This is a genomic window from Mesorhizobium sp. LNHC221B00 (assembly GCF_000502935.1).
Taxonomy (GTDB): Bacteria; Pseudomonadota; Alphaproteobacteria; order Rhizobiales; family Rhizobiaceae; genus Mesorhizobium; species Mesorhizobium opportunistum.
The window spans coordinates 107847-127592 of sequence record NZ_AYWR01000014.1; the positions used below are offsets into that span (position 1 = coordinate 107847).

Below are 19746 nucleotides of genomic sequence, written 5' to 3' on the forward strand. Positions count from 1 at the left end.
GGGAGGGTCGACGCGAAGCGGCGGGGCGGGGTGATAGCGCCGACGCTGGCGCTAGTCACCCCCACCCCCGAGCTGCGCTCGGGACCTCCCCCATCGAGGGGGAGGTAAAGCCTGCGCCTCAACCGGCACCCGAAGAACCAGCACCCGAGCCGGCGCCCACCATCCCGCCCTCGCCCGAGCCGACGGTCCCATCCGAACCGGAACCGCTGCCCGAGCCCGAGCCGGACGAGGAGCCGGCACCCGCGCCAGAGACCCCGGAGCCACCGGCGCCAGAGGAAATTCCGGTACCCCCGGCGGCTCCGGAGCCCGTTCCCGAGCCTCAGCCGCAAGAAGTTCCTGCTCCCGCGCCGGCCGAGCCGGAAATTGTTCCGTCGCGCCCGGAGGGACCGCCGGAGCCAGCGCCCGTCGAGGTGCCGGTCCCGCCTGTCGAGGTTCCAGCCGAACAGCCCGCACCTGTCGAGGTGCCGCCGGCCGCGCCTTCCGCACAGCCGACTTCAAAGGCCAGCGCCGCCCCTCATCCGCCTGCCGGCACCTTCTCCCCGTATAGGGACGGGGAAACGCAAGAAGCGCCAACGCCCCACCCTCCCCTCGATGGGGAGGGTCGACGCGAAGCGGCGGGGTGGGGTGACAGCGCCGACGCCGGAGCCAGTCACCCCCACCCCCGAGCTGCGCTCGGGACCTCCCCCATCGAGGGGGAGGTNGGGGGGGGGGGGCGGGGGGGGGGGGGGGGGGGGGGTGACAGCGCCGACGCCGGAGCCAGTCACCCCCACCCCCGAGCTGCGCTCGGGACCTCCCCCATCGAGGGGGAGGTAAAGCGCACGCCGCCCGACGCTATATCTGCACCGGTCGAGGCGCAGCCCGTCCAGCCACCACCGGAGCCCAAACCCGCCCCGGGTAAAGTGACCGTCACCAAGAAGGTCGAGCAGAAGGCCGAACCGGTGAAGGCGCCGGAGCCGGCGTCGAGGCGCTCCTGGTTCCAGCGCATGCGCGACGGGCTTGCCCGCTCCTCGCGCGAGCTCACCGGCAACATCGCCGGCGTCTTCACCAAGCGCAAGCTGGACGAGGAGACGCTGCAGGATCTCGAAGACGTGCTGATCCGCGCCGACCTCGGCATGGAGACGGCCTTGCGCGTCACCGATGCGCTGGCCTCCAGCCGCTACGGCAAGGACGTCTCCGACACCGAGGTGCGCGCCATCATGGCGGCCGAGGTGGAGAAGGTGCTGACCCACGTCGCCAGGCCGCTGGAGCTCGACCTCTCGCACAAGCCGCATGTCATCCTGGTGGTCGGCGTCAACGGCACTGGCAAGACCACGACCATCGGCAAGCTCGCTGCCAAGCTGACCGATGGCGGCCTGTCGGTGATGCTCGCCGCCGGCGACACTTTCCGCGCTGCCGCGATCGAACAACTCAAGATCTGGGGCGAGCGCACGAACTCGCCGGTCATCGCCTCCAAGCTCGGCGCCGATGCCGCCGGCCTCGCCTACGATGCTTTCGAGCGGGCGAAGGAAGCCGGCTCCGACGTGCTGATCATCGACACCGCGGGCCGCCTGCAGAACAAGACCGAGCTGATGGCGGAACTGGAAAAGATCGTCCGCGTGCTCGGCAAGCTCGATCCGGAAGCGCCGCACACCGTGCTGCAAACCGTCGACGCCACCACCGGCCAGAACGCGCTCAACCAGGTCGAGATCTTTCGCAATGTCGCCGGCGTCAACGGCCTGGTGATGACCAAGCTGGACGGCACGGCGCGCGGCGGTATTCTGGTGGCGATCGCGGCGAAGCACAAATTGCCGGTCTATTTCATCGGCGTCGGCGAACAGGTCGACGACCTCGAACCTTTCTCGGCAAGCGAATTCGCCAGGGCGATCGCTGGAGTTGCGTAGCGGCATGATCCCGAAAATTTTTGAACGGGATCGTGCGTAAGAAGGAAGATCATGAACCCACCCATTCTCGAACGCGACCCGTCCGACCCGCAGAAAGAGAAGAAGGAAGGCGTCAATCCGCTGCTCAAGCTGGTGCTGGAGCTTGGGCCCTTGCTGGTCTTCTTCTTTGCCAATGCGCGCGGCCCATGGCTGGTGGAGAAATTCCCGGTGCTGGCCGAGTTCGGCGGCCCGATCTTCGTCGCCACCGGCCTCTTCATGGCCGCCACGGCCATCGCGCTGGTCGTGTCATGGCTGCTTATTCGCAGCTTGCCGATCATGCCGTTGGTGTCCGGCGTCGTCGTCTTCATCTTCGGCGCGCTGACGCTCTATCTGCAGGACGATATCTTCATCAAGATGAAGCCGACCATCGTCAACACGCTGTTCGGCGGCGTGCTGCTCGGCGGCCTGTTCTTCGGCCGGTCGCTGCTCGGCTATGTCTTCGAGTCCGCCTTCAAGCTCGACGCCGAAGGCTGGCGCAAGCTCACTTTCCGCTGGGGCCTGTTCTTCCTGTTCCTGGCCATCGTCAACGAAGTGGTCTGGCGCAATTTTTCCACCGATACCTGGGTTACCTTCAAGGTCTGGGGCATCATGCCGATCACGCTTCTGTTCACCTTCAGCCAAATGCCGCTGATCCTGCGCCATTCGCTGGACGACAAGGCAAGTGGAGAACAGAAGGCCGGCGGGGAAGAAAAGGCCGGCAAGTAGAACAATTCCAGGAAAAGCGCGTAACGCCTTCCCTAGTGAATTGCCTCAAGAACCAAATGGGAGAGAGGGTCATGGAATTCGTCTCCACGCGCGAGGAACTGCGGACGATCTATAAGACGCCGCGGCCGACCGATGGTTCGATTCGCAAGGAATTGAAGGCGCTCGACGGCCATTGCCGTTCCTTCATCGGCAAGAGCCCGTTCGTGCTGATCGGCTCCTCCGATGGCGAAGGCAATTCCGACGTAACGCCGAAGGGCGACAAACCGGGCTTCGCCGTCGTTCTCGACGACAGGACCATCGCCATTCCAGACCGGCCCGGCAACAACCGGCTGGACACGCTGGAAAACATCCTGCGCAATCCCTCGGTCGGGCTGCTTTTCCTCATCCCCGGCATGAATGAGACGCTGCGCGTCAATGGCGATGCCCGCATCACCGTCGACGCGGGCTTGCGCGAGCGCCTTTCCGTCGACGGCAAGGAGCCGCAAAGCGTCATCGTCGTCACCGTCAAGGCCACCTACATGCATTGCGCCAAGGCCTTCATGCGCTCCGACCTGTGGAAGCCGGAGACCTGGTACGACCGCGCGACGCTGCCGACACTCGGCCAGATCCTGCGCGACCAGCTGGCGCTGGCCGATTCGGCCGAGGCGACCGACCGCTGGCTGGACGACGAATACAAGCAGACCATGTGGTAGGCTTTTCCGGACCCGATTCGTCCGAACTGGCCTCACCGACTGTGCTGAACATCCTCGCCGTCTCCGGCAGCCTGCGGGCCACCTCCACCAATTCGGCCTTGGTCGAAGCATTGGCGCGCAACGCGCCGGCCGGATGCCGCGTCACCGTCTATGACGGGCTTGGCCGCTTGCCGATCTTCAACCCCGACGATGAAGGCGAGCGGACACCGCACGCGGCCTCCGAGCTGATCGACGCCGTCACCAGTGCCGACGGCATTATCGTCTCCTGTCCCGAATATGCCCATGGCGTACCGGGCGGGCTGAAGAACGCGCTCGACTGGCTGGTCTCGCGCGACGCGGCCGTCGCCAAGCCGGCCATGCTGATGCACGCCTCGCCGCGCTCGCTGTTCGCCCGTGCCGCTTTGGCCGAAATCATGCGCACCATGTCGTTCGCGCTTTATGAGGACGCGGTGCTGGAGATTGCGCTGCTGGGGAAGAAGCCGCAGGAGGTAGAGGCTATTTTGGCTGAGCCGGCGAATGTGCTGGCGATGCGCGACGCGCTTTCGGCTTTCGCCGAGTTCATCCGCACGCGCTGAGCGGCGGCGCCTTTGCCTTCTCCCCCTTGTGGGAGAAGGTGGATCGGCGCGCAGCGCCGAGACGGATGAGGGGTGTTCCAGCGGAGTGAGGCGTTGGTTTTTCTGGTTCAAACCTGGCGATTGTTGACGTATCGCCAAGCTGGAACACCCCTCATCCGACCTCGCTTCGCGAGGCCACCTTCTCCCGCAGGGGGAGAAGGAAGAGAGAGGCGCCTACTTCTTCCCTCTCAACGTCTCCACATCGGTCTTGCCGACATACCAGTCGCGGGCGTTGACCTCTTCGAAGACCACCCAGACATCGTCATTGCCGAGCCCGGTGGCGTCCATGATGGCGGCCGTGACTTTTTTGGCGATGTCAGCCTTCTTGCCTGCCGGATCGGCGGCGATCACTTCCTTGACGATGCGGATGTTGACGAATGGCATGACGTCCTCCCCTTGAATTGTGCATGGTGCCGCCTGCAGGCGGTTTCGAAATTCGCTCTGGCGAACCGTATGCCGGCGATTCTGGCGGCCTCGGCGCTCCAGGCGCCGCTGTTATGCGCAGAAACGCCATCAAGGCCCGCCAGAGAAAAGTCTGAGGCAGCCTCAATAGGTCTTGGCTCCGTTCACCATCAGCCGCACCATGTAGAGCGAGGTGGTGCCGGCGATGTACAGGCAGTTCAGCTTGTTGCCGCCGAACACGCAATTGGCGGTCACCTCCGGCACCTTGACCTTACCGATCAGCGTGCCGTCCGGATCGTAGCAATGGATGCCGTCGGCGGCGCTGGTCCAGATGCGCCCGTCCGCGTCGAGCCGGAAACCGTCGAACAGGCCGGCCGTGCAGTCGGCGAAGACCTTGCCGCCCGACACCTTCTTGCCGTGCTTGCCGACATTGAAGACCCGCATATGCGCCGGGTTCTCGGCGCCATGCGTGCGGCCGGTGTCGACGACATAGAGCAGGCTCTCGTCCAGCGAAAAGGCGAGCCCGTTGGGTCTCACCATATCTGTGATCACCGCCTCGATCTCGCCGGTATCGGGATCGACCCGGTAGACGTGGCAGGCACCGATCTCGCTCTCGGCCTTGTCGCCCTCATAGTCGGTGTCGATGCCGTAGGTCGGATCGGTGAACCAGATCGAACCGTCGGACTTCACTACCGCGTCGTTGGGCGAGTTCAGCCGCTTGCCCTTCCATTTGGCGGCAATCGGGGTGATCGAGCCGTCATGCTCGGTACGGCTGACGCGGCGGCCGGAGTGCTCGCACGTCACCAGCCGGCCCTGCCGATCGACGGTGTTGCCGTTCGAATTGCCCGATGGCTGCCGGAACACGCTGACGCTGCCGTCCGTCTCATCGTAGCGCAGCATGCGGTTGTTCGGAATGTCGGACCAGACGACATAGCGGCCGGCGGCGAACCAGGCCGGTCCTTCCGCCCAGCGGCATCCGGTGAACAGCTTTTCCACCTGCGCGTTGCCGTTGAACAGGCGCGCGAAGCGCGGATCGAGAATTTCGTAATAGTCTGCGGCCGCCATGCATTTCCTCCCGGCATCACGTGACGCCGGATCAAGCCAGTCCGCGATCGATATGGCAAGACGGGACGCCTGCAATTTGTATGACAAAACGGAGAGGAAGCAGCCGGTCGACTTGGCTCGGCATACGCCGCCGACCCGAACGCGCTTTAGGACCCGATTAACCGGCTATGCACTGCGCGCAATGGTGCATTGCAACATCTTCTTTTTGCAACGCACCAATACTATGTCATGTTCCGTACTGCCAAGGGAGGAAGAACCCGCCGCCAGAATGCGGCACAGAAGGACCCTTGCTATGATCTTCAACGATCTCATGACCCGCGCTCGCACCAGCATCGCCAAGCGCAAGCACTACAACCGCCTCGTCGCCGAAATCGACAGCTTTTCCAGCCGCGACCTCGCCGACATGCGCGCCGATCGCTCGGAAATGCTCTACCAGATCCACAAGCAGATCTACGGCTGAGTTCTTGACCTTGCGCCACCCCGGCGCGTTGAGATTCAGGTCAGGCCGAGACGAAAACGGTGGATTCTGAGAACCGGAGCGGAGCGTACTTTTCGTACGTGAGCACCGGAAGCGCAGGAAGCCGCCGTTTGCAGGCCGGCATCACCTGAATATCAATGCGCCGCCAATGCCTTGTCGATCTGTGGCAGTAACAAATCCCTAGCCGTCTCCGCCGTCAGCGGGCCGACATGCTTGTAGGCGATCTTGCCGTCCTTGCCGATGACGAAGGTTTCCGGCACGCCATAGACACCCCAGTCGATCGCCGCACGGCCGGCTTCGTCGACACCGATGGCCTGGAACGGATTGCCGAGATCGCCGAGGAACCGTCGGGCGTTCTCCGGCCGGTCCTTGTAGTTCAGCGCCGCCATCACGAACCGCTTGTCCTGCGACAGCGCCAGAAGCACCGGGTGCTCTTCGCGACATGGCGCGCACCACGACGCAAAGACGTTGACCAGCGTCACCTTGCCGACGAAGGTTTTGGAATTGAGCCCCGGCAGGTTTGACCCTTCCAGCGCCGGCAGGTTGGTCTGCGGCGCCGGCAGGCCGATCAGCGCCGACGGCACTTCCGAAATATCGCGCCCCGACAATAGCTGCGACAGGAACAGTCCTGCCAGGCCGAGGAAGACCAGCAGCGGCAAGAGCACGAACAGGCGCCGGCTGCGTGACGGTGTTTCGGTTTCGCTACTCACGGCTTTGCCGTCCCCTTGTCGGAACGGCGCTTCACGCCGGCTGCTTCGAGTTCGGCGAGCTCGCGCCTGCGCGCCCGCTGGTCGAGCAGGATCCAGCCGATCAGCCCGGCCAGAACCAACGCGGTGATGGCATAGGCCGCGGCGACATAGAGCGCATGCGCACTCATGCGGTCCGCTCCATTCCAGCGTCTCCATTCAACCGTCGTTCGATCATGCTTTCCCTTAGCCGCGCATCGGCAGCTTCGCAATCGGACGCCGCGCCGCAGTCCTCAGGCCCATGGTCTTCTGCAGGCTTGTACTGCCGCATCAATCCGTACCGTGGCGCAAGGCCAGCGCCGCCGACACTGGTCCCAGCACAGCAAGAAACAGTGTCAGCGCGGCAAGAATGAGGAAGGGTTGCAAAAACGGATCGGGATTGGCGGTGGCGCCATAGCTCGCCGAAACACCGAAGATCAGCACCGGTATGGTCAGCGGCAGCACCAGCACAGAGATCAAGAGCCCGCCGCGCGGCAGCGCCACCGCAACCGCCGCCCCGGCGGCACCGATGAAGGTGATCGCCGGCGTGCCAACCAGCAGCGTCAGCGCCGTGGCGCCTATCGCCAGCGGCTCCATGTTCATGAACAGGCCGAGCAAGGGAGCCGCGACCACCAGCGGCAGCACGCTGCCAGCCCAATGCGCCAGGCATTTCACCAGCACCGTCAGCGCCAGCATGTGCCGGTCGTTGCCGAGCACCAGGAGATCGAGCGAGCCATCCTCGCGATCGGCCTGGAACAGCCGGTCGAGCCCGAGCAGGCAGGACAGCAGCGCGCCTATCCACAATATCGCCGGGCCGATGCGGGAAAGCAGCTTCAAGTCCGGTCCAACGCCGAAGGGAATTGTGGCGATGACGGCCAGGAAGAAGATGACGCCGGTCAAAGCGCCGCCGCCGGCGCGGATGTTGAGGCGGATGTCGCGGGCGAAGAGGGCTAGCATGATGTGAGATGCCGGCGCCCAGGCACCCCCCTCTGACCTGCCGGCCATCTCCCCCGCAAGGGGGGAGATTGGCAGTTCATGCGGCTCCCCAGCCTTTGAACGTTGAAGATTGGCGAAGGCCGAGACAACTTCCGATCTCCCCCCTTGCGGGGGAGATGGCCGGCAGGACAGAGGGGGGTGCCTCGCACCATCATCAATCCGTTTCCCCCATCACCAATGTCTTCGCCCCATCCAATCCCAACGGCAGATGCGTCGCCGCGACAATCAACCCGCCCCCAGCACAATGCTTCGTCATCAGCCCCGCAAACCGCGTCTCCGAAGCCTTGTCCAGCCCCGCCGTCGGCTCATCGAGCAGCCACAGCGGCCGCTGGCTGACCAGAAGCTTGGCGATCGCGGCGCGCCGCCTCTGTCCTGTCGAGAGATAGCCGAACGGCAGATGGCCGATGCCGCCGAGCCCGACGGTCTCCAGCGCCTCGTCGACGCTGACGTCTCCGCCACCGTTGAAATCGCGCCAGAAGCGCAGGTTTTCCGCCACGCTCAGCGCCGGCTTCATCGCGTTCTGGTGGCCAAGGTAATGACAGGCCGAGGCAATGGACGGAAAGGCCTCGCCGCCGCCTTCGAGCAGCAACCGGCCTTCGGCCACCGGCAACAGCCCGGCGACGATCCTGAGCAAGGTCGATTTGCCCGATCCGTTCGGCCCGGTGACGACCAGCGCCTGGCCTTGGTCGAGCGCAAAACCGACGCCGGAAAACACCGTCTCGCCGCCGCGTTCGCCGCCCAGATTTTCGGCGATCAGCCGCATCCCTCGCCTGCCCTGAAATCAATGTTTCGCGAGCGCTGCCGCATCGCACAAATTTGCTCCGCAACTGTCTAGAACTATTCCAGAAAATTCTCTATATGCGGTGCATCCGTGCCAGCGGTCGGCGCGGGAACAGAATTTGCGCCGAACCAGCGCACGCGCCGCCTTGAACGGCTCGGGTTGCTTGGGAACGGACAGCGGAAATGGCCGTACCCGCACCTTTGCGCGTGATTGCATGCCATCGGCGTCCGTTCCCTTTCAGGCTGAACAGACAAGGACGGATCGCACGTGTCAAAATCCCTCGATAGCTTCAACTGCCGCCGCACCCTGACCGCGGGCGGCGCCGAGTATGTCTATTTCGACCTCGTCGAGGCCGAGAAGAACGGCCTCACCGGCATCGCCCAGCTGCCCTATTCGATGAAGGTGCTGCTCGAAAATCTGCTGCGCAACGAGGACGGCCGTTCGGTCACCAAGGACAGTATCCAGGCGGTCGCCGGCTGGCTGACCGACAAGGGCACGGCCGGCGTCGAGATTGCCTACCGCCCGGCCCGGGTGCTGATGCAGGATTTCACCGGCGTTCCCGCCGTGGTGGATCTGGCCGCCATGCGCGACGCCATGGCCTCGCTCGGCGGCGACCCGCAGAAGATCAACCCGCTGGTGCCCGTCGACCTCGTCATCGACCATTCCGTCATCGTCGACGAATTCGGCACGCCGCTGGCTTTCGCCAGGAATGTCGAGCTCGAATACGAGCGCAACGAGGAGCGCTACAAGTTTCTGAAATGGGGCCAGCAGGCGTTCCGCAACTTCCGCGTCGTGCCGCCCGGCACCGGCATCTGCCACCAGGTCAATCTCGAATATCTCGGCCAGGTGGTGTGGACCAACACCGAGGACGGCGAAACCACCGCTTACCCGGACACCTGCGTCGGCACCGATTCGCACACCACCATGATCAACGGCCTTGGCGTGCTCGGCTGGGGCGTCGGCGGCATCGAGGCCGAGGCGGCCATGCTTGGCCAGCCGGTCTCCATGCTGCTGCCCGAAGTCATCGGCTTCCGCCTCACCGGCAAGCTCAAGGAAGGCGTCACCGCCACCGACCTGGTGCTCACCGTCACCCAGATGCTGCGCAAGAAGGGCGTCGTCGGCAAGTTCGTCGAGTTCTTCGGCCCGGGCCTGTCCAACATGACGCTGGCCGACCGCGCCACCATCGGCAACATGGCGCCCGAATATGGCGCCACCTGCGGCTTCTTCCCGGTCGATTCGGAAACCATCCGCTATCTGACAATGTCCGGTCGCGAGGAAAGCCGCATCGCGCTGGTGGAAGCCTATTCCAAAGCGCAAGGCATGTGGCGCGAGGCCGGCTCGGCCGACCCGGTCTTCACCGACCTGCTCGAACTCGAGTTGAGCAGCGTCGTGCCGTCGATGGCCGGCCCCAAGCGCCCCGAAGGCCGCGTCGCGCTTGAAGGCATTCCAGCCGGCTTCGCCAAGGCGATGGAGACCGAATACAAGAAGGCCGCCGAAATCTCCAAGCGCTATGCCGTCGAAGGCACCGACCATGATCTCGGCCATGGCGACGTCGTCATCGCCGCCATCACGTCGTGCACCAACACCTCGAATCCGAGCGTGCTGATCGGCGCCGGTCTTTTGGCGCGCAACGCCAACCGTCTCGGCCTCAAGCAGAAGCCGTGGGTGAAGACCTCGCTGGCGCCCGGCAGCCAGGTGGTCGCCGAGTATCTGGAGAAATCCGGCCTGCAGAAGGAGCTCGACCAGATCGGCTTCAATCTTGTCGGCTTCGGCTGCACCACCTGCATCGGCAATTCCGGCCCGCTGCCGGCGCCGATCTCCAAGACCATCAACGATAAGGGCTTGATTGCAGCCGCGGTGCTCTCCGGCAACCGCAATTTCGAAGGCCGCGTCTCGCCCGACGTGCAGGCGAACTACCTGGCGTCACCGCCGCTGGTCGTCGCCCATGCGCTGGCCGGCACTGTCACCAGGGACCTGACCACCGAGCCGCTCGGCGAGGACAAGAATGGCAATCCGGTCTACCTCAAGGACATCTGGCCGAGCTCGACCGAGATCCAGGAGTTCATCGAGAAGAACGTCACCCGCGAGCTGTTCGCCCGCAAATATGCCGACGTCTTCAAGGGCGACGAATACTGGCAGAACGTCAAGGCGCCGGAAGGCCAGACCTATGCCTGGGACGACAACTCGACTTATGTGCAGAACCCGCCCTATTTCGCCGGCATGACCGCTGGTTTCGGCAAGATCGGCGACATCAAGGGCGCCCGCGTGCTCGGCCTGTTCGGCGACAAGATCACCACAGACCACATCTCGCCGGCGGGCTCGATCAAGGCGGCGTCGCCTGCCGGCAAATACCTCACCGACCACGGCGTCGGCGTCGCCGACTTCAACCAGTACGGCACACGGCGCGGCAATCATGAAGTGATGATGCGCGGCACCTTCGCCAACATCCGCATCCGCAACCACATGCTGGGCGAGAACGGCCGCGAGGGCGGCTACACCATCCACTACCCGTCGAAGGAAGAGGAATCGATCTACGACGCAGCGATGGAATACAAGAAGGAAGGCGTGCCGCTGGTCATCTTCGCCGGCGTCGAATACGGCAACGGCTCCTCGCGCGACTGGGCGGCCAAGGGAACGAACCTGCTTGGCGTCCGCGCCGTCATCGCCCAGTCCTTCGAGCGCATCCACCGCTCGAACCTGGTCGGCATGGGCGTCATCCCCTTTGTTTTCGAGGAAGGCACCTCATGGGCCTCGCTCAACCTCAAGGGCGACGAGGTGGTCGAGATCGACGGCCTGAGCACCATCAAGCCGCGCCAGACGATGAACGCCAAGGTCACCTACGGCGACGGCACGGTGAAGAACGTGCCGATCATCTGCCGCATCGATACGCTGGACGAGCTCGACTACTTCAAGAACGGCGGCATCCTGCAATACGTGCTGCGCGATCTGGCCGCGTAGCGGCAAGGGAGTAGGGCTTAGGCAGTAGGGAATAGAACACCTACTGCCTACTGCCTACTGCCTACTGCCTACTGCCTACTGCCTACTGCCTACTGCCTACTGCCTGCTGCCCTTGCTTCGGCGCCCCATACCGCGCTGCCGCCGCCAGCAGCACACCCAGCATCAGCCCGTTGAAGATGTGCCACAGGAAATGCGTGCCGAGCGGAAAGCTGCCGCAGACCATCGGGTCGATCATGCGGCAGATGACGGACACCACGAAGATCGCCGAACCGGCCAGATTGTACCAGCCGGCGCGGTTGCCGCTCACCGTCACCCAGACGCCGAAGAAGGCGAGCGCCAGGAACGGCGGCAGATAGCCCGTCGTGCCGTTCGATGCCTGGCGCAGCCAGTCCGGTACGGCGAAGGTGATCAGCCCGGCAACCGCGTAGAAGACGACGAAGACAGCGATCGCCTTGCCCCATTCCATACCGAGGAAACGGCGCAGGTTGAACAGCGTGTAGGCCAGGGTAAAGCTTGCTATCGGCAGGATATCGGCCCAGATCGTGCCCCGTGTGGCAAAGATATGGAAGATCGTCGAGCCGATGCCGATCGCCACCACCCACCAGGCCAGCACTTGCGCGAAGGTGCCGGTTTTGTGCCGCCGCACTTCGAGCACACCCCATAATCCCGCCGCGATGAAGGCGAGGTTGGTCAAAGCATTCGTCGGCTCGGCCCAAAGTCCAGAACCGGTCCGCTCGCAATAGAGATCGACAGGGGTCAGGAGAGTTTGCCACATGGTGATGATCCCAGCCCGAATCGAACCGCGTAGTGAAATGCAGTGCCCACTCCTATTGCGACCTTACCTGCGGCTGCAATGGCAAAATTTCACCGCAACGTGACTTCCCGTTGACTTCGGCTTCTGCCACATATTTCGGCAAATCAGAACAAAGCCGGCATCACCGGCGGGAATTGGAATGGTCATGGCCTCGCGAAGATCCCTGTGGCTGGCAGCCCTTGCGCTGGCCTTCTCGGCGGTTGCCGGTGCTGGCCATGCCAGCGAATCCGAGAAAATGCATGCGGAACCCCAGGCCGACAAGCCGCTCGGCGTGGTCGAGCTGTTCACCAGCCAGGGCTGCAGTTCCTGTCCCCCGGCCGATGCCTTCTTCGCCGAACTCGCCACCAAGGACGACATTGTCGCGCTCGCCTATCACGTCGACTATTGGGACTATCTCGGCTGGAAGGACACGCTGAGCCGCAAGGAGAACACCGAGCGGCAGTACGACTACATGCGCGCCTTCGGCAGCCGCTCCGTCTATACGCCGCAGGCGGTGCTCAATGGCCGCATCCATGTCAACGGCGCCAATCGCACCGAGGTCGATGGCGCGCTCGCCCGAATGGCAAGATCCGGCGAAGGCATGCGCGTCGCCATCAAGGTCAGCCGGACCAGCGACCGTGNGTGATCATCGATGCCGGCGATGCCGGCACCGGCCCCAGCGATGCCCATGTCGTCATCGTCTATTTCGAGCCGCCGCAGACGATCAAGATCGCCCAGGGCGAGAACTCCGGCCGCAAAATGACCTATTGGAACGCGGTTACCGGCATCCAGACCGCCGGCATGTGGCACGGCAAGGCGCAGCGCTATGAATTGCCGATAAGCGAGATCGTCAAGAAGGGCGGCTGCGCCGTGCTCTTGCAATCGGCCGGCAAGGACGGCATGCCCGGACCCATTCTCGGCGCCGCCTTCATCCACAAGCCTTGAAAAGACTTCAATGCCCGGTCAGCCGATCGGCGAAGGCCGCGAGGCGGGACGTTCGGCCGAGACCGTTTGCCTCGCGCCGGTCGGCGATGCGATAGAGCTGGTACATGGAGTGGACGCCGAGCCAGCGCAGCGGTTCCGGCTCCCATTTCTTGACCGTGCGGTTGACCCAGGGCAGCCGGGTCAGTTCGGTGTCGTGGCCGAGCACGAGGTCGCGCAAGGTGCGGCCCGACAGGTTCGAGCTGGAAACGCCGAGCCCGACATAGCCGCCGGCCCAGCCGATGCCGGTCTCGCGATCGAAGCCCGAGGTGGTGCACCAGTCGCGCGGCACGCCGAGCGTACCGCACCAGGCGTGGTCGAGGCGCACGCCCTTGGTCTGCGGCAACAGCCTGGTCAGGATCTCGTGCAGCTGGTCGATGGTCGCCCGCTGGGTCTGGCCGCGCACATCCGTGCGCGAGCCGAAACGGTAGGGCACGCCACGGCCGCCCATGGCGATCCGGCCTTCCCGCGTTCGCTGCGCATAGCAATAGGTGTGCGCGGCATCGCCCAGCACCTCGTAGCCGCTCCAGCCGATCGTGTCCCACAGCTTCTGCGGCAGCGGCTCGGTCACCACGATGGCGCTATTCAACGGCAGCCAGAGGCGCTTGAGGCCGGGAATGCCGGCCGTGAACCCTTCGGTGGCACGCACGATCTTTTCGGCGCGCACGATGCCCCGATCGGTGGTCACCTTGCCTTTTTCGATCGCCAGAACCTGCGTCTGCTCATAGATCGGAACGCCTGATCGCACGACCGCCGCCGCCAGGCCTTGCACCAGCTTGGCCGGCTGCACGCGGGCGACGTTGCGGACGACGAAGCCGCCCAGCACCTTGTCGATGGCGATGCGCTCGCGCGCCTCCCCGGGGTCGAGGAAGGCCAGCCTCTCCGGTGGCATGTCCCAGCGCAGGAGTTCATCGTATTCCGCCCTGGCGCGCTGCAGCTGCGCGGTGTTGGTGGCCACGGTGATGTTGTCGACGCGGCGGATATCGGCATCGATGCCCTCGGCTTGCGTCACCGAGATCACTTCGTCGACGGTGCCGAACATGGCGCGCTGCATGTCGATGACAGCGCCCCGCGACGAGGATGCCGCATATTTCTCGCGCGACCAGCTGAAGCCGCCCGATAGCCAGCCGCCATTGCGGCCCGAGGCGCCGAAACCGGCGAACTCCTTCTCGACGATGGCGATGCGCAGCGAAGGCTGAGCCTTCTTCAGGTAATAGGCCGTCCACAATCCGGTGTAGCCGGCGCCGACGATGCAGATATCGGCCTCGATGTCGCCGGGCAGCGCAGGGCGATAAGCCGGCACGCCGCCTATATCTGCATACCAGAACGACACGTCGCCATTGTGCTTGGCTTGCATGGGGATGCTCTCGAATGGTTCAGGTGAGCGTGACAGGATTCGAGGCAGCGGTCGCGCCAATCATGACGCGGGTTCGCAAACAGGCTCTCGGTGAGGGAAATCCGCCGTCGCGGCGATACGGGCATGAAAAAACCGACGTCAGCTTGCTTCTGACGTCGGTCATTTAGGTTTTGGGATCGTCGCACCCGGTTTTTCCAAGGAAAAACCGAGGTTGGTTCGATCCGACGCAGACCCGTGGGCGGGGGGCTTGGGGTTTACGAGCCGGTGCCGGACCGAACCGTCTCAGGCAACGCCGGTAAATTCGTCGGAGATTGGGGCACGAGCGCGGATAAAAAAAGGCAGAAATGTGGCAGAGCATCACCAATTCCAACATGCGGTTCGCAAATGTGACTGGACGTGACCGAAACGGCGCGTCGCTGGCGCTGCTTCGCCGGCTCTTGCAATTCGATGGCGAAGGGGCCAACTTTGGTTGGCAAAGATTCATTTTCGAAGGATCGAGGCATGACTGATGACAGCGGCGGGATGGGGGATGGGGACGCATCCGCAATATTGATCCCGCTGCACGAGGCCCGACGCGAGCGCCTCGACCAGCCGGTGCGCTTCGAGCGGCGCGAGCTCGACCAGATCCTGAGGCTGTACGGACGGATGGTCGCCGCCAACGAATGGCGCGACTACGCCATCGACCATCTCACGGACCGAGCAGTGTTTTCCGTCTTCCGCCGCGCCAGCGAAGTGCCGCTTTTCCAGATCGTCAAGGACCCGAAACTGGCGCGCAAGCAGGGCGCCTTCGCCGTCATCGCCGCCGGCGGCCGCATCCTCAAGCGCGGCCAGGAACTCGGCCGCGTGCTTGGCGTCTTCGACAGCAAGCTGAAGGTTGTTGACGCCTGAGGGGGAACTGAGGAACTGAGGAACTGAGGAGAAACGGATTCGGCGACTGATGTAACTGCCACCTTCTTTTGTTCTCCAGTTCTCCAGTTCTCCAGTTCTCCAGTTCCCCAATTCCTCAGTTCTCCAATTCCTCAATTCCCCCTGCCCTCGCGAAACCTCCGCTCCGGCAACGAATCAGCGGCGGGCGGGAGCGATGCGCCGCCATTCAGCGTCAGTTGCATGAACACCGTGTCCAGCCAGCGGCCGTGCTTGTAGCCGGAGCCCTCGAGGCGGCCTGAATGGCGGAAGCCGAGCCTTTCATGCAGCTTGACCGAGGCGCTGTCGGGATGGCCGTCGCCGATCACCGCGACGATCTGGCGGAAGCCCGCCGCCTCCACCGCCGCGATCAGGCTTTGCATCAGTCTGAGGCCGACACCCTGGCCCTTGGCGTCAGGCGCGACATAGACCGAATCCTCGACGACGAAGCGATAGGCCGGGCGCGGGCGGAAGGCGCCGGCATAGGCATAGCCGAGCACGGCGCCATCCTTCTCCGCCACCAGATAGGGGAAGCCGCCGGCCGTCAGCGTGTCGAATCGCTTGCCCATTTCGGTGCGACTGGGCGGCTCCAGTTCGTAGCTCGCCGTGCCGTTCTTCACCGCATCGGCATAGATTTCTGTGATGGTGTCGAGGTCGGCCGAGGTCGCCGGCCGGATCGCAATATTGCTCATTCTTTATGCAAGCCTTTCATTTGCCTTCGATAACAGCAAAGACCGGCGCAAAAGAAAAGGGCGGCTGTTGGGCCGCCCTTCCAAACCCGATGGTCCAGTCAGACCATGATGCGTGCCTTAGCGGCGGTCGCCCATGAACTGCAGCAGGAACATGAACAGATTGATGAAGTCGAGATAGAGCCTCAACGCGCCCATGATGGCCTTGCGGCCGGCGACATCGGAAGCATCACCCTCGAAATACATCTCCTTGATCTTCTGCGTGTCATAGGCGGTGAGGCCGGCGAAAATCAGCACGCCGATCGCCGAGACGGCGAAGGACAGCGCCGACGACTGCAGGAAGATGTTGATCACCATCGCGATGATCAGGCCGAACACGCCCATGATCAGGAACGAGCCCATCGCCGTCAGGTCGCGCTTGGTCGTGTAGCCATAGAGCGACAGCGCGCCGAAGCCGGCGGCGGTGGCAAAGAAGGTCTGCGCGATGCTTGCCGTGGTGTAGACCAGGAAGATCGACGACAGCGATAGGCCGACGAGGCCGGCATAGACCCAGAACGTCGTCTGCGCCGCCGAAACGCTCATCGACTGGACGCGGAACGACAGGAACATCACCGCGGCCAGCGGGGCTAGAATCACCACCCAGCGTAGCGGCGAGCCGAAGATTGCGTAGCCGAAGGAGGTCAGCATTTCACCGCTCGGCAGCGTTGCGACAGCCGAGGCCGGATCGGTGGTGGTGGCCAGCATGATCGTGCCGACAGCGGCAAGGCCGGTGATGAGGAGGCCAAGCCCCATCAGATTGTAGACCTTGACCATGTAGGCGCGCAGGCCCTGATCGATATCGACGCCGGCGCCGGGCACGGCGCGCGTCTGATAATTGCGAATGGGTTCAGCCATTGGAATCCTCTATTGCTTCTGCCCCGTCCGGTGTCAGGTCCATCCGGACCCAGGCGCCGCTGGCGGGGCTCCAGCATGCCTGTGGCGAAATATGATGGTTATTCGCGTCAAGAACAAGACCGTAACCGGATGTAACGGTTCGTGAGAGGCCGAAATGCCGATTCCCGGGCTTTCTGGCCGGCATTCTTACCAAGATTTAACCTGGGATGGCCGTTCCGGCCCTGAATTTACAGGTTGCGCAGCACCGGTGCCGCCTTGTGGCCGAGCACCCGCCAGGTGCCGGCAAGACCGATGCCGACCGTGATCACCAGCGCGAAGACGATGGTTGCGACCGCCACTTCCGGCATGAAATGCGATGGCAGGGTCATGATGCGGGCGACGATGTACCAGGCCGCGATCCCGCCGGCCGCCAGCGCGAAGAGTGCCGTGGCCAATCCGATCAGCATGTACTCCAGCGAGAATGCCGTTATCAGCGTTCTCCTGGTCGCGCCAAGCGTCTTCAGCACCACCGCGTCATGGATGCGCGCCCGGTTGCCGGCGGCAAGCGCGCCGGCCAGCACCAGCACCGAGGCGATCAGCGCCACCCCGGCTGCGGCCCTGATCGCCGTGCCGAGCTGGCCGACCAGCCGGTTGACGACATCGAGCGCATCCTTGACGCGCACCGTCGTCACCGCCGGGAAGGCGCGGGTGACGGCATTGAGGATGCGCGCATCGTCGGCCGTCGTGGCGCTCTTTTCGGTCAGCGTCGCCATCCACCCATGCGGGGCGCCAGTGAATGTGTTGGGCGAGAACACCATGACGAAATTGATGCCCATCGTCTCCCATTCGACCTGGCGGAAACTGGCTATCCTGGCCGTGACGTTGCGGCCGAGGACATTGACGGTGACGGTGTCGCCGAGCTTCAGCCCGATTTCCTTGCCCTCCTGCGCCGAAAACGAGACCAGCGGCTCGCCGGAATAATTGTCCGGCCACCATTTGCCCTCGGTCAGCGTCGCGTTTTCAGGCTGTTTCGCATCATAGGTCAGGCCGCGATCGCCTTTCAGCACCCAGGCGCCTTCGGCCGGCACCTTGACCTTGTCGACGTCGACGCCGTTCAGCGCCATCACTCGGCCACGCAGCATCGGCACCTTGGCCAGCGTGCCCAGCGGCGCTTCCTTGCCGATCAGGGCGGAGAACGCATCGACATCGCTGCCCTGGATGTCGACGAAGAAGAAGTTCGGCGCCCGCTCGGGCAGGTTGCCGGATATCTGCCGCCGCAGATTGCCGTCGATCAGCGCCAGCGTCACCAATAGCGTCAGCCCGAGCCCCAGCGAAAGCACCACCGAGGGAGTCAAGGCGCCGGGCCGGTGGATGTTGCCGACGGCAAGCCGGAGCGCCACGGAGCGCACACGCGGGCTCTTCCTCGCCGCCCACTGCACCAGCGAGCCGACGAGGCGCAGCACCAGGAAGGCGAAGATCGTGGCCCCGACAAAGATCGAGGCGATGCGCTGGTCGCCCGAGAACAGGATCGCCAACGCCGCCAGGAACAGCGCGATGCCAAGCGCCGAAGCGACGTAGACGAGGCGCGGCCGGCCACGGCCTTCCATCCCCATCTCCCGGAACAGCGCGGTCGCCGGCACGTCGCGGGCGCGGCCGAGCGGCAGCAGCGCGAAAGCCAGCGTCACCAGCAGCCCGAACAGCGCGGCCATGCCGAGCGCGCCGGGATAATAACCGCCTTGCGCCGGCACCGGAATGACGGACTGCAGGGCAGCGCTTGCCGCGAACGGCATCAGCGCCCCGATGACAAGGCCGAGCACGATGCCAAGGGCCGCGATGATCAGGATCTGCACGAGGTAGACGGTAAAGACGAAGCCGCCGGAAGCGCCAAGGCTCTTGAAGGTGGCGATGACGCCACGCTTGCCGTCGAGATAGGCGCGCACCGCATTGGCGACGCCGACGCCGCCGACCACCAGCGCCGTCAGCCCGACCAGCGTCAGAAACTGCGAGAACCGTTCGATGTTGGCCGACAGCGCCGGCGCGGCATTGCCGCGCGTGCGGATCGACCAGCCGGCCTCGGGAAAATCCTTTGCCGCCTGGTCCTGGATGGCTTTCAGCCGCGCTTCGTCGGCGTCAGCCGGCAGTCGGATCTTGTAGGCGTTCTCGACCAGGCTGCCCGGCTGCACCAGCCCGGTGGCGGCAAGCGCCTCGGTCGAGATCATCAGCCGCGGCGCGAAGCCGAAACCGTCGGACACGGCATCCGGCTCGGTGACCAGCCTGGCGCGCAGTTCGAATGTGGCGGTGCCGAGCTTCAGCCGGTCGCCGAGCTTGACATGCAGCCGCTCGAACAAGAGATCGGGCGCGGCCGCACCGAAAACGCCGAATTGCCTGCCGAACAATTCCTGTTCCGTCAGCACCGGCTCGGTTTCCAGCGCGCCGTAGAGAGGGTAGGCGTCGTCGACCGCCTTGGCCTCGACCAGCGCCTGGTCGGACCCGTCGGCCAGGCGCGCCATCGAACGCATGCTGGCGGTGCGCGAGACCGCACCCAGCCCGTCGAGGAAGCCGCGTTCGGCCGGGCTGGCGTCACGCTGGTTGATCTGGAAGCGAAGGTCGCCGCCAAGCAGCGTCTGGCCTTGGCTGGCGACGCCGGCACTGATCGAGCGCGCCACCGAATTGACGCCGCCGATTGCCGCGACGCCAAGCGCGATGCAGGCGAGGAAAATCAGGAAGCCGGAAAGGCCGCCGCGCATTTCGCGCAGCGAGAAGCGGACGGCGAGTGAAAAGGTCCGCGACCAGCCAGCCCCCTTTTCCGCCATGG

At 64.4% G+C, this 19746-nt stretch carries 18 protein-coding genes and 1 pseudogene; 8 read left to right on the forward strand and 11 right to left on the reverse strand.

All coding sequences use genetic code 11. The features are described 5' to 3' along the window. Positions 1–92: 92 nt before the first annotated feature. The 4 genes from ftsY to X741_RS147570 all read left to right on the forward strand — a co-directional run bounded on the left by ftsY (position 93) and on the right by X741_RS147570 (position 3891). On the forward strand, positions 93–1880 hold the full coding sequence (gene ftsY / locus X741_RS0135330; protein WP_348625691.1) for a signal recognition particle-docking protein FtsY: 1788 nt from the start codon (positions 93–95) through the stop codon (positions 1878–1880). Between the two features lie 51 nt (positions 1881–1931). Next, the gene (locus X741_RS147580; RefSeq protein ID WP_023778903.1) at positions 1932–2624 is read left to right on the forward strand and encodes a septation protein A; all 693 of its coding nucleotides are present in this window, start codon (positions 1932–1934) and stop codon (positions 2622–2624) included. A 71-nt stretch (positions 2625–2695) separates the two neighbouring features. Beyond that, complete coding sequence (locus X741_RS147575; protein ID WP_023778904.1) at positions 2696–3316, forward strand: pyridoxamine 5'-phosphate oxidase family protein; 621 nt, start codon at positions 2696–2698, stop codon at positions 3314–3316. A 41-nt stretch (positions 3317–3357) separates the two neighbouring features. Then, positions 3358–3891: an NADPH-dependent FMN reductase gene (locus tag X741_RS147570; RefSeq protein ID WP_023778905.1), complete on the forward strand. Its 534-nt coding sequence runs from the start codon at positions 3358–3360 to the stop codon at positions 3889–3891. Between the two features lie 213 nt (positions 3892–4104). On the opposite strand, the gene X741_RS147565 is transcribed toward X741_RS147570, so the two are convergent. Both X741_RS147565 and X741_RS147560 read right to left on the reverse strand, forming a co-directional pair. Next, positions 4105–4314, reverse strand: a complete 210-nt coding sequence (locus X741_RS147565; RefSeq protein ID WP_023758919.1) for a 4-oxalocrotonate tautomerase family protein — start codon at positions 4312–4314, stop codon at positions 4105–4107. A 162-nt stretch (positions 4315–4476) separates the two neighbouring features. Beyond that, entirely contained in the window at positions 4477–5397 is a 921-nt protein-coding gene (locus X741_RS147560) for an SMP-30/gluconolactonase/LRE family protein (protein WP_023778906.1), read from the reverse strand. A gap of 292 nt (positions 5398–5689) precedes the next feature. Between X741_RS147560 and X741_RS1000000168765 the strand changes: the two genes are divergently transcribed. After that, complete coding sequence (locus X741_RS1000000168765; RefSeq protein WP_013892234.1) at positions 5690–5857, forward strand: hypothetical protein; 168 nt, start codon at positions 5690–5692, stop codon at positions 5855–5857. A gap of 152 nt (positions 5858–6009) precedes the next feature. Here X741_RS1000000168765 and X741_RS147555 read toward each other — a convergent pair whose 3' ends face one another. The 4 genes from X741_RS147555 to ccmA form a co-directional block, all read right to left on the reverse strand. Continuing rightward, positions 6010–6585, reverse strand: coding sequence for a DsbE family thiol:disulfide interchange protein (locus tag X741_RS147555; RefSeq protein WP_023778907.1), 576 nt, complete (start codon positions 6583–6585; stop codon positions 6010–6012). Continuing rightward, positions 6582–6752 carry a heme exporter protein CcmD gene (gene ccmD / locus X741_RS147550; RefSeq protein WP_023778908.1) on the reverse strand — a complete coding sequence of 57 codons (171 nt, stop codon included), beginning with the start codon at positions 6750–6752 and terminating at the stop codon, positions 6582–6584. Before ccmD ends, X741_RS147555 begins: the two co-directional genes overlap by 4 nt. Positions 6753–6891: 139 nt before the next feature. Further along, positions 6892–7557, reverse strand: coding sequence for a heme exporter protein CcmB (gene ccmB / locus X741_RS147545; RefSeq protein WP_023768421.1), 666 nt, complete (start codon positions 7555–7557; stop codon positions 6892–6894). Between the two features lie 193 nt (positions 7558–7750). After that, positions 7751–8359, reverse strand: a complete 609-nt coding sequence (gene ccmA / locus X741_RS147540; protein WP_023778909.1) for a heme ABC exporter ATP-binding protein CcmA — start codon at positions 8357–8359, stop codon at positions 7751–7753. A 285-nt stretch (positions 8360–8644) separates the two neighbouring features. On the opposite strand from ccmA, the gene acnA reads away from it, so the two are divergent. Next, positions 8645–11335, forward strand: coding sequence for an aconitate hydratase AcnA (gene acnA, locus X741_RS147535; RefSeq protein WP_023778910.1), 2691 nt, complete (start codon positions 8645–8647; stop codon positions 11333–11335). 82 nt (positions 11336–11417) lie between these two features. On the opposite strand, the gene X741_RS147530 is transcribed toward acnA, so the two are convergent. Further along, positions 11418–12110, reverse strand: a complete 693-nt coding sequence (locus X741_RS147530; protein WP_023778911.1) for a ceramidase domain-containing protein — start codon at positions 12108–12110, stop codon at positions 11418–11420. Positions 12111–12288: 178 nt separating this feature from the next. Between X741_RS147530 and X741_RS01000000166945 the strand changes: the two are divergent. Further along, positions 12289–13073: pseudogene (locus X741_RS01000000166945) on the forward strand (thioredoxin family protein). A gap of 7 nt (positions 13074–13080) precedes the next feature. On the opposite strand, the gene X741_RS147525 reads toward X741_RS01000000166945, so the two are convergent. Further along, complete coding sequence (locus X741_RS147525; protein ID WP_023778912.1) at positions 13081–14466, reverse strand: FAD-binding oxidoreductase; 1386 nt, start codon at positions 14464–14466, stop codon at positions 13081–13083. Positions 14467–14967: 501 nt separating this feature from the next. Here X741_RS147525 and X741_RS147520 point away from each other — a divergent pair. Next, positions 14968–15354, forward strand: a complete 387-nt coding sequence (locus X741_RS147520; protein WP_023778915.1) for a DUF2794 domain-containing protein — start codon at positions 14968–14970, stop codon at positions 15352–15354. 131 nt (positions 15355–15485) lie between these two features. On the opposite strand, the gene X741_RS147515 is transcribed toward X741_RS147520, so the two are convergent. The 3 genes from X741_RS147515 to X741_RS147505 all read right to left on the reverse strand — a co-directional run bounded on the left by X741_RS147515 (position 15486) and on the right by X741_RS147505 (position 19744). Then, on the reverse strand, positions 15486–16061 hold the full coding sequence (locus X741_RS147515) for a GNAT family N-acetyltransferase (protein WP_023778916.1): 576 nt from the start codon (positions 16059–16061) through the stop codon (positions 15486–15488). Between the two features lie 117 nt (positions 16062–16178). Then, a complete protein-coding gene (locus X741_RS147510) occupies positions 16179–16952 on the reverse strand; it encodes a Bax inhibitor-1/YccA family protein (RefSeq protein WP_023768411.1) in 774 nt (257 codons plus the stop codon). Positions 16953–17179: 227 nt separating this feature from the next. Beyond that, positions 17180–19744, reverse strand: a complete 2565-nt coding sequence (locus tag X741_RS147505; protein WP_023778917.1) for an ABC transporter permease — start codon at positions 19742–19744, stop codon at positions 17180–17182. Positions 19745–19746: the final 2 nt, after the last annotated feature.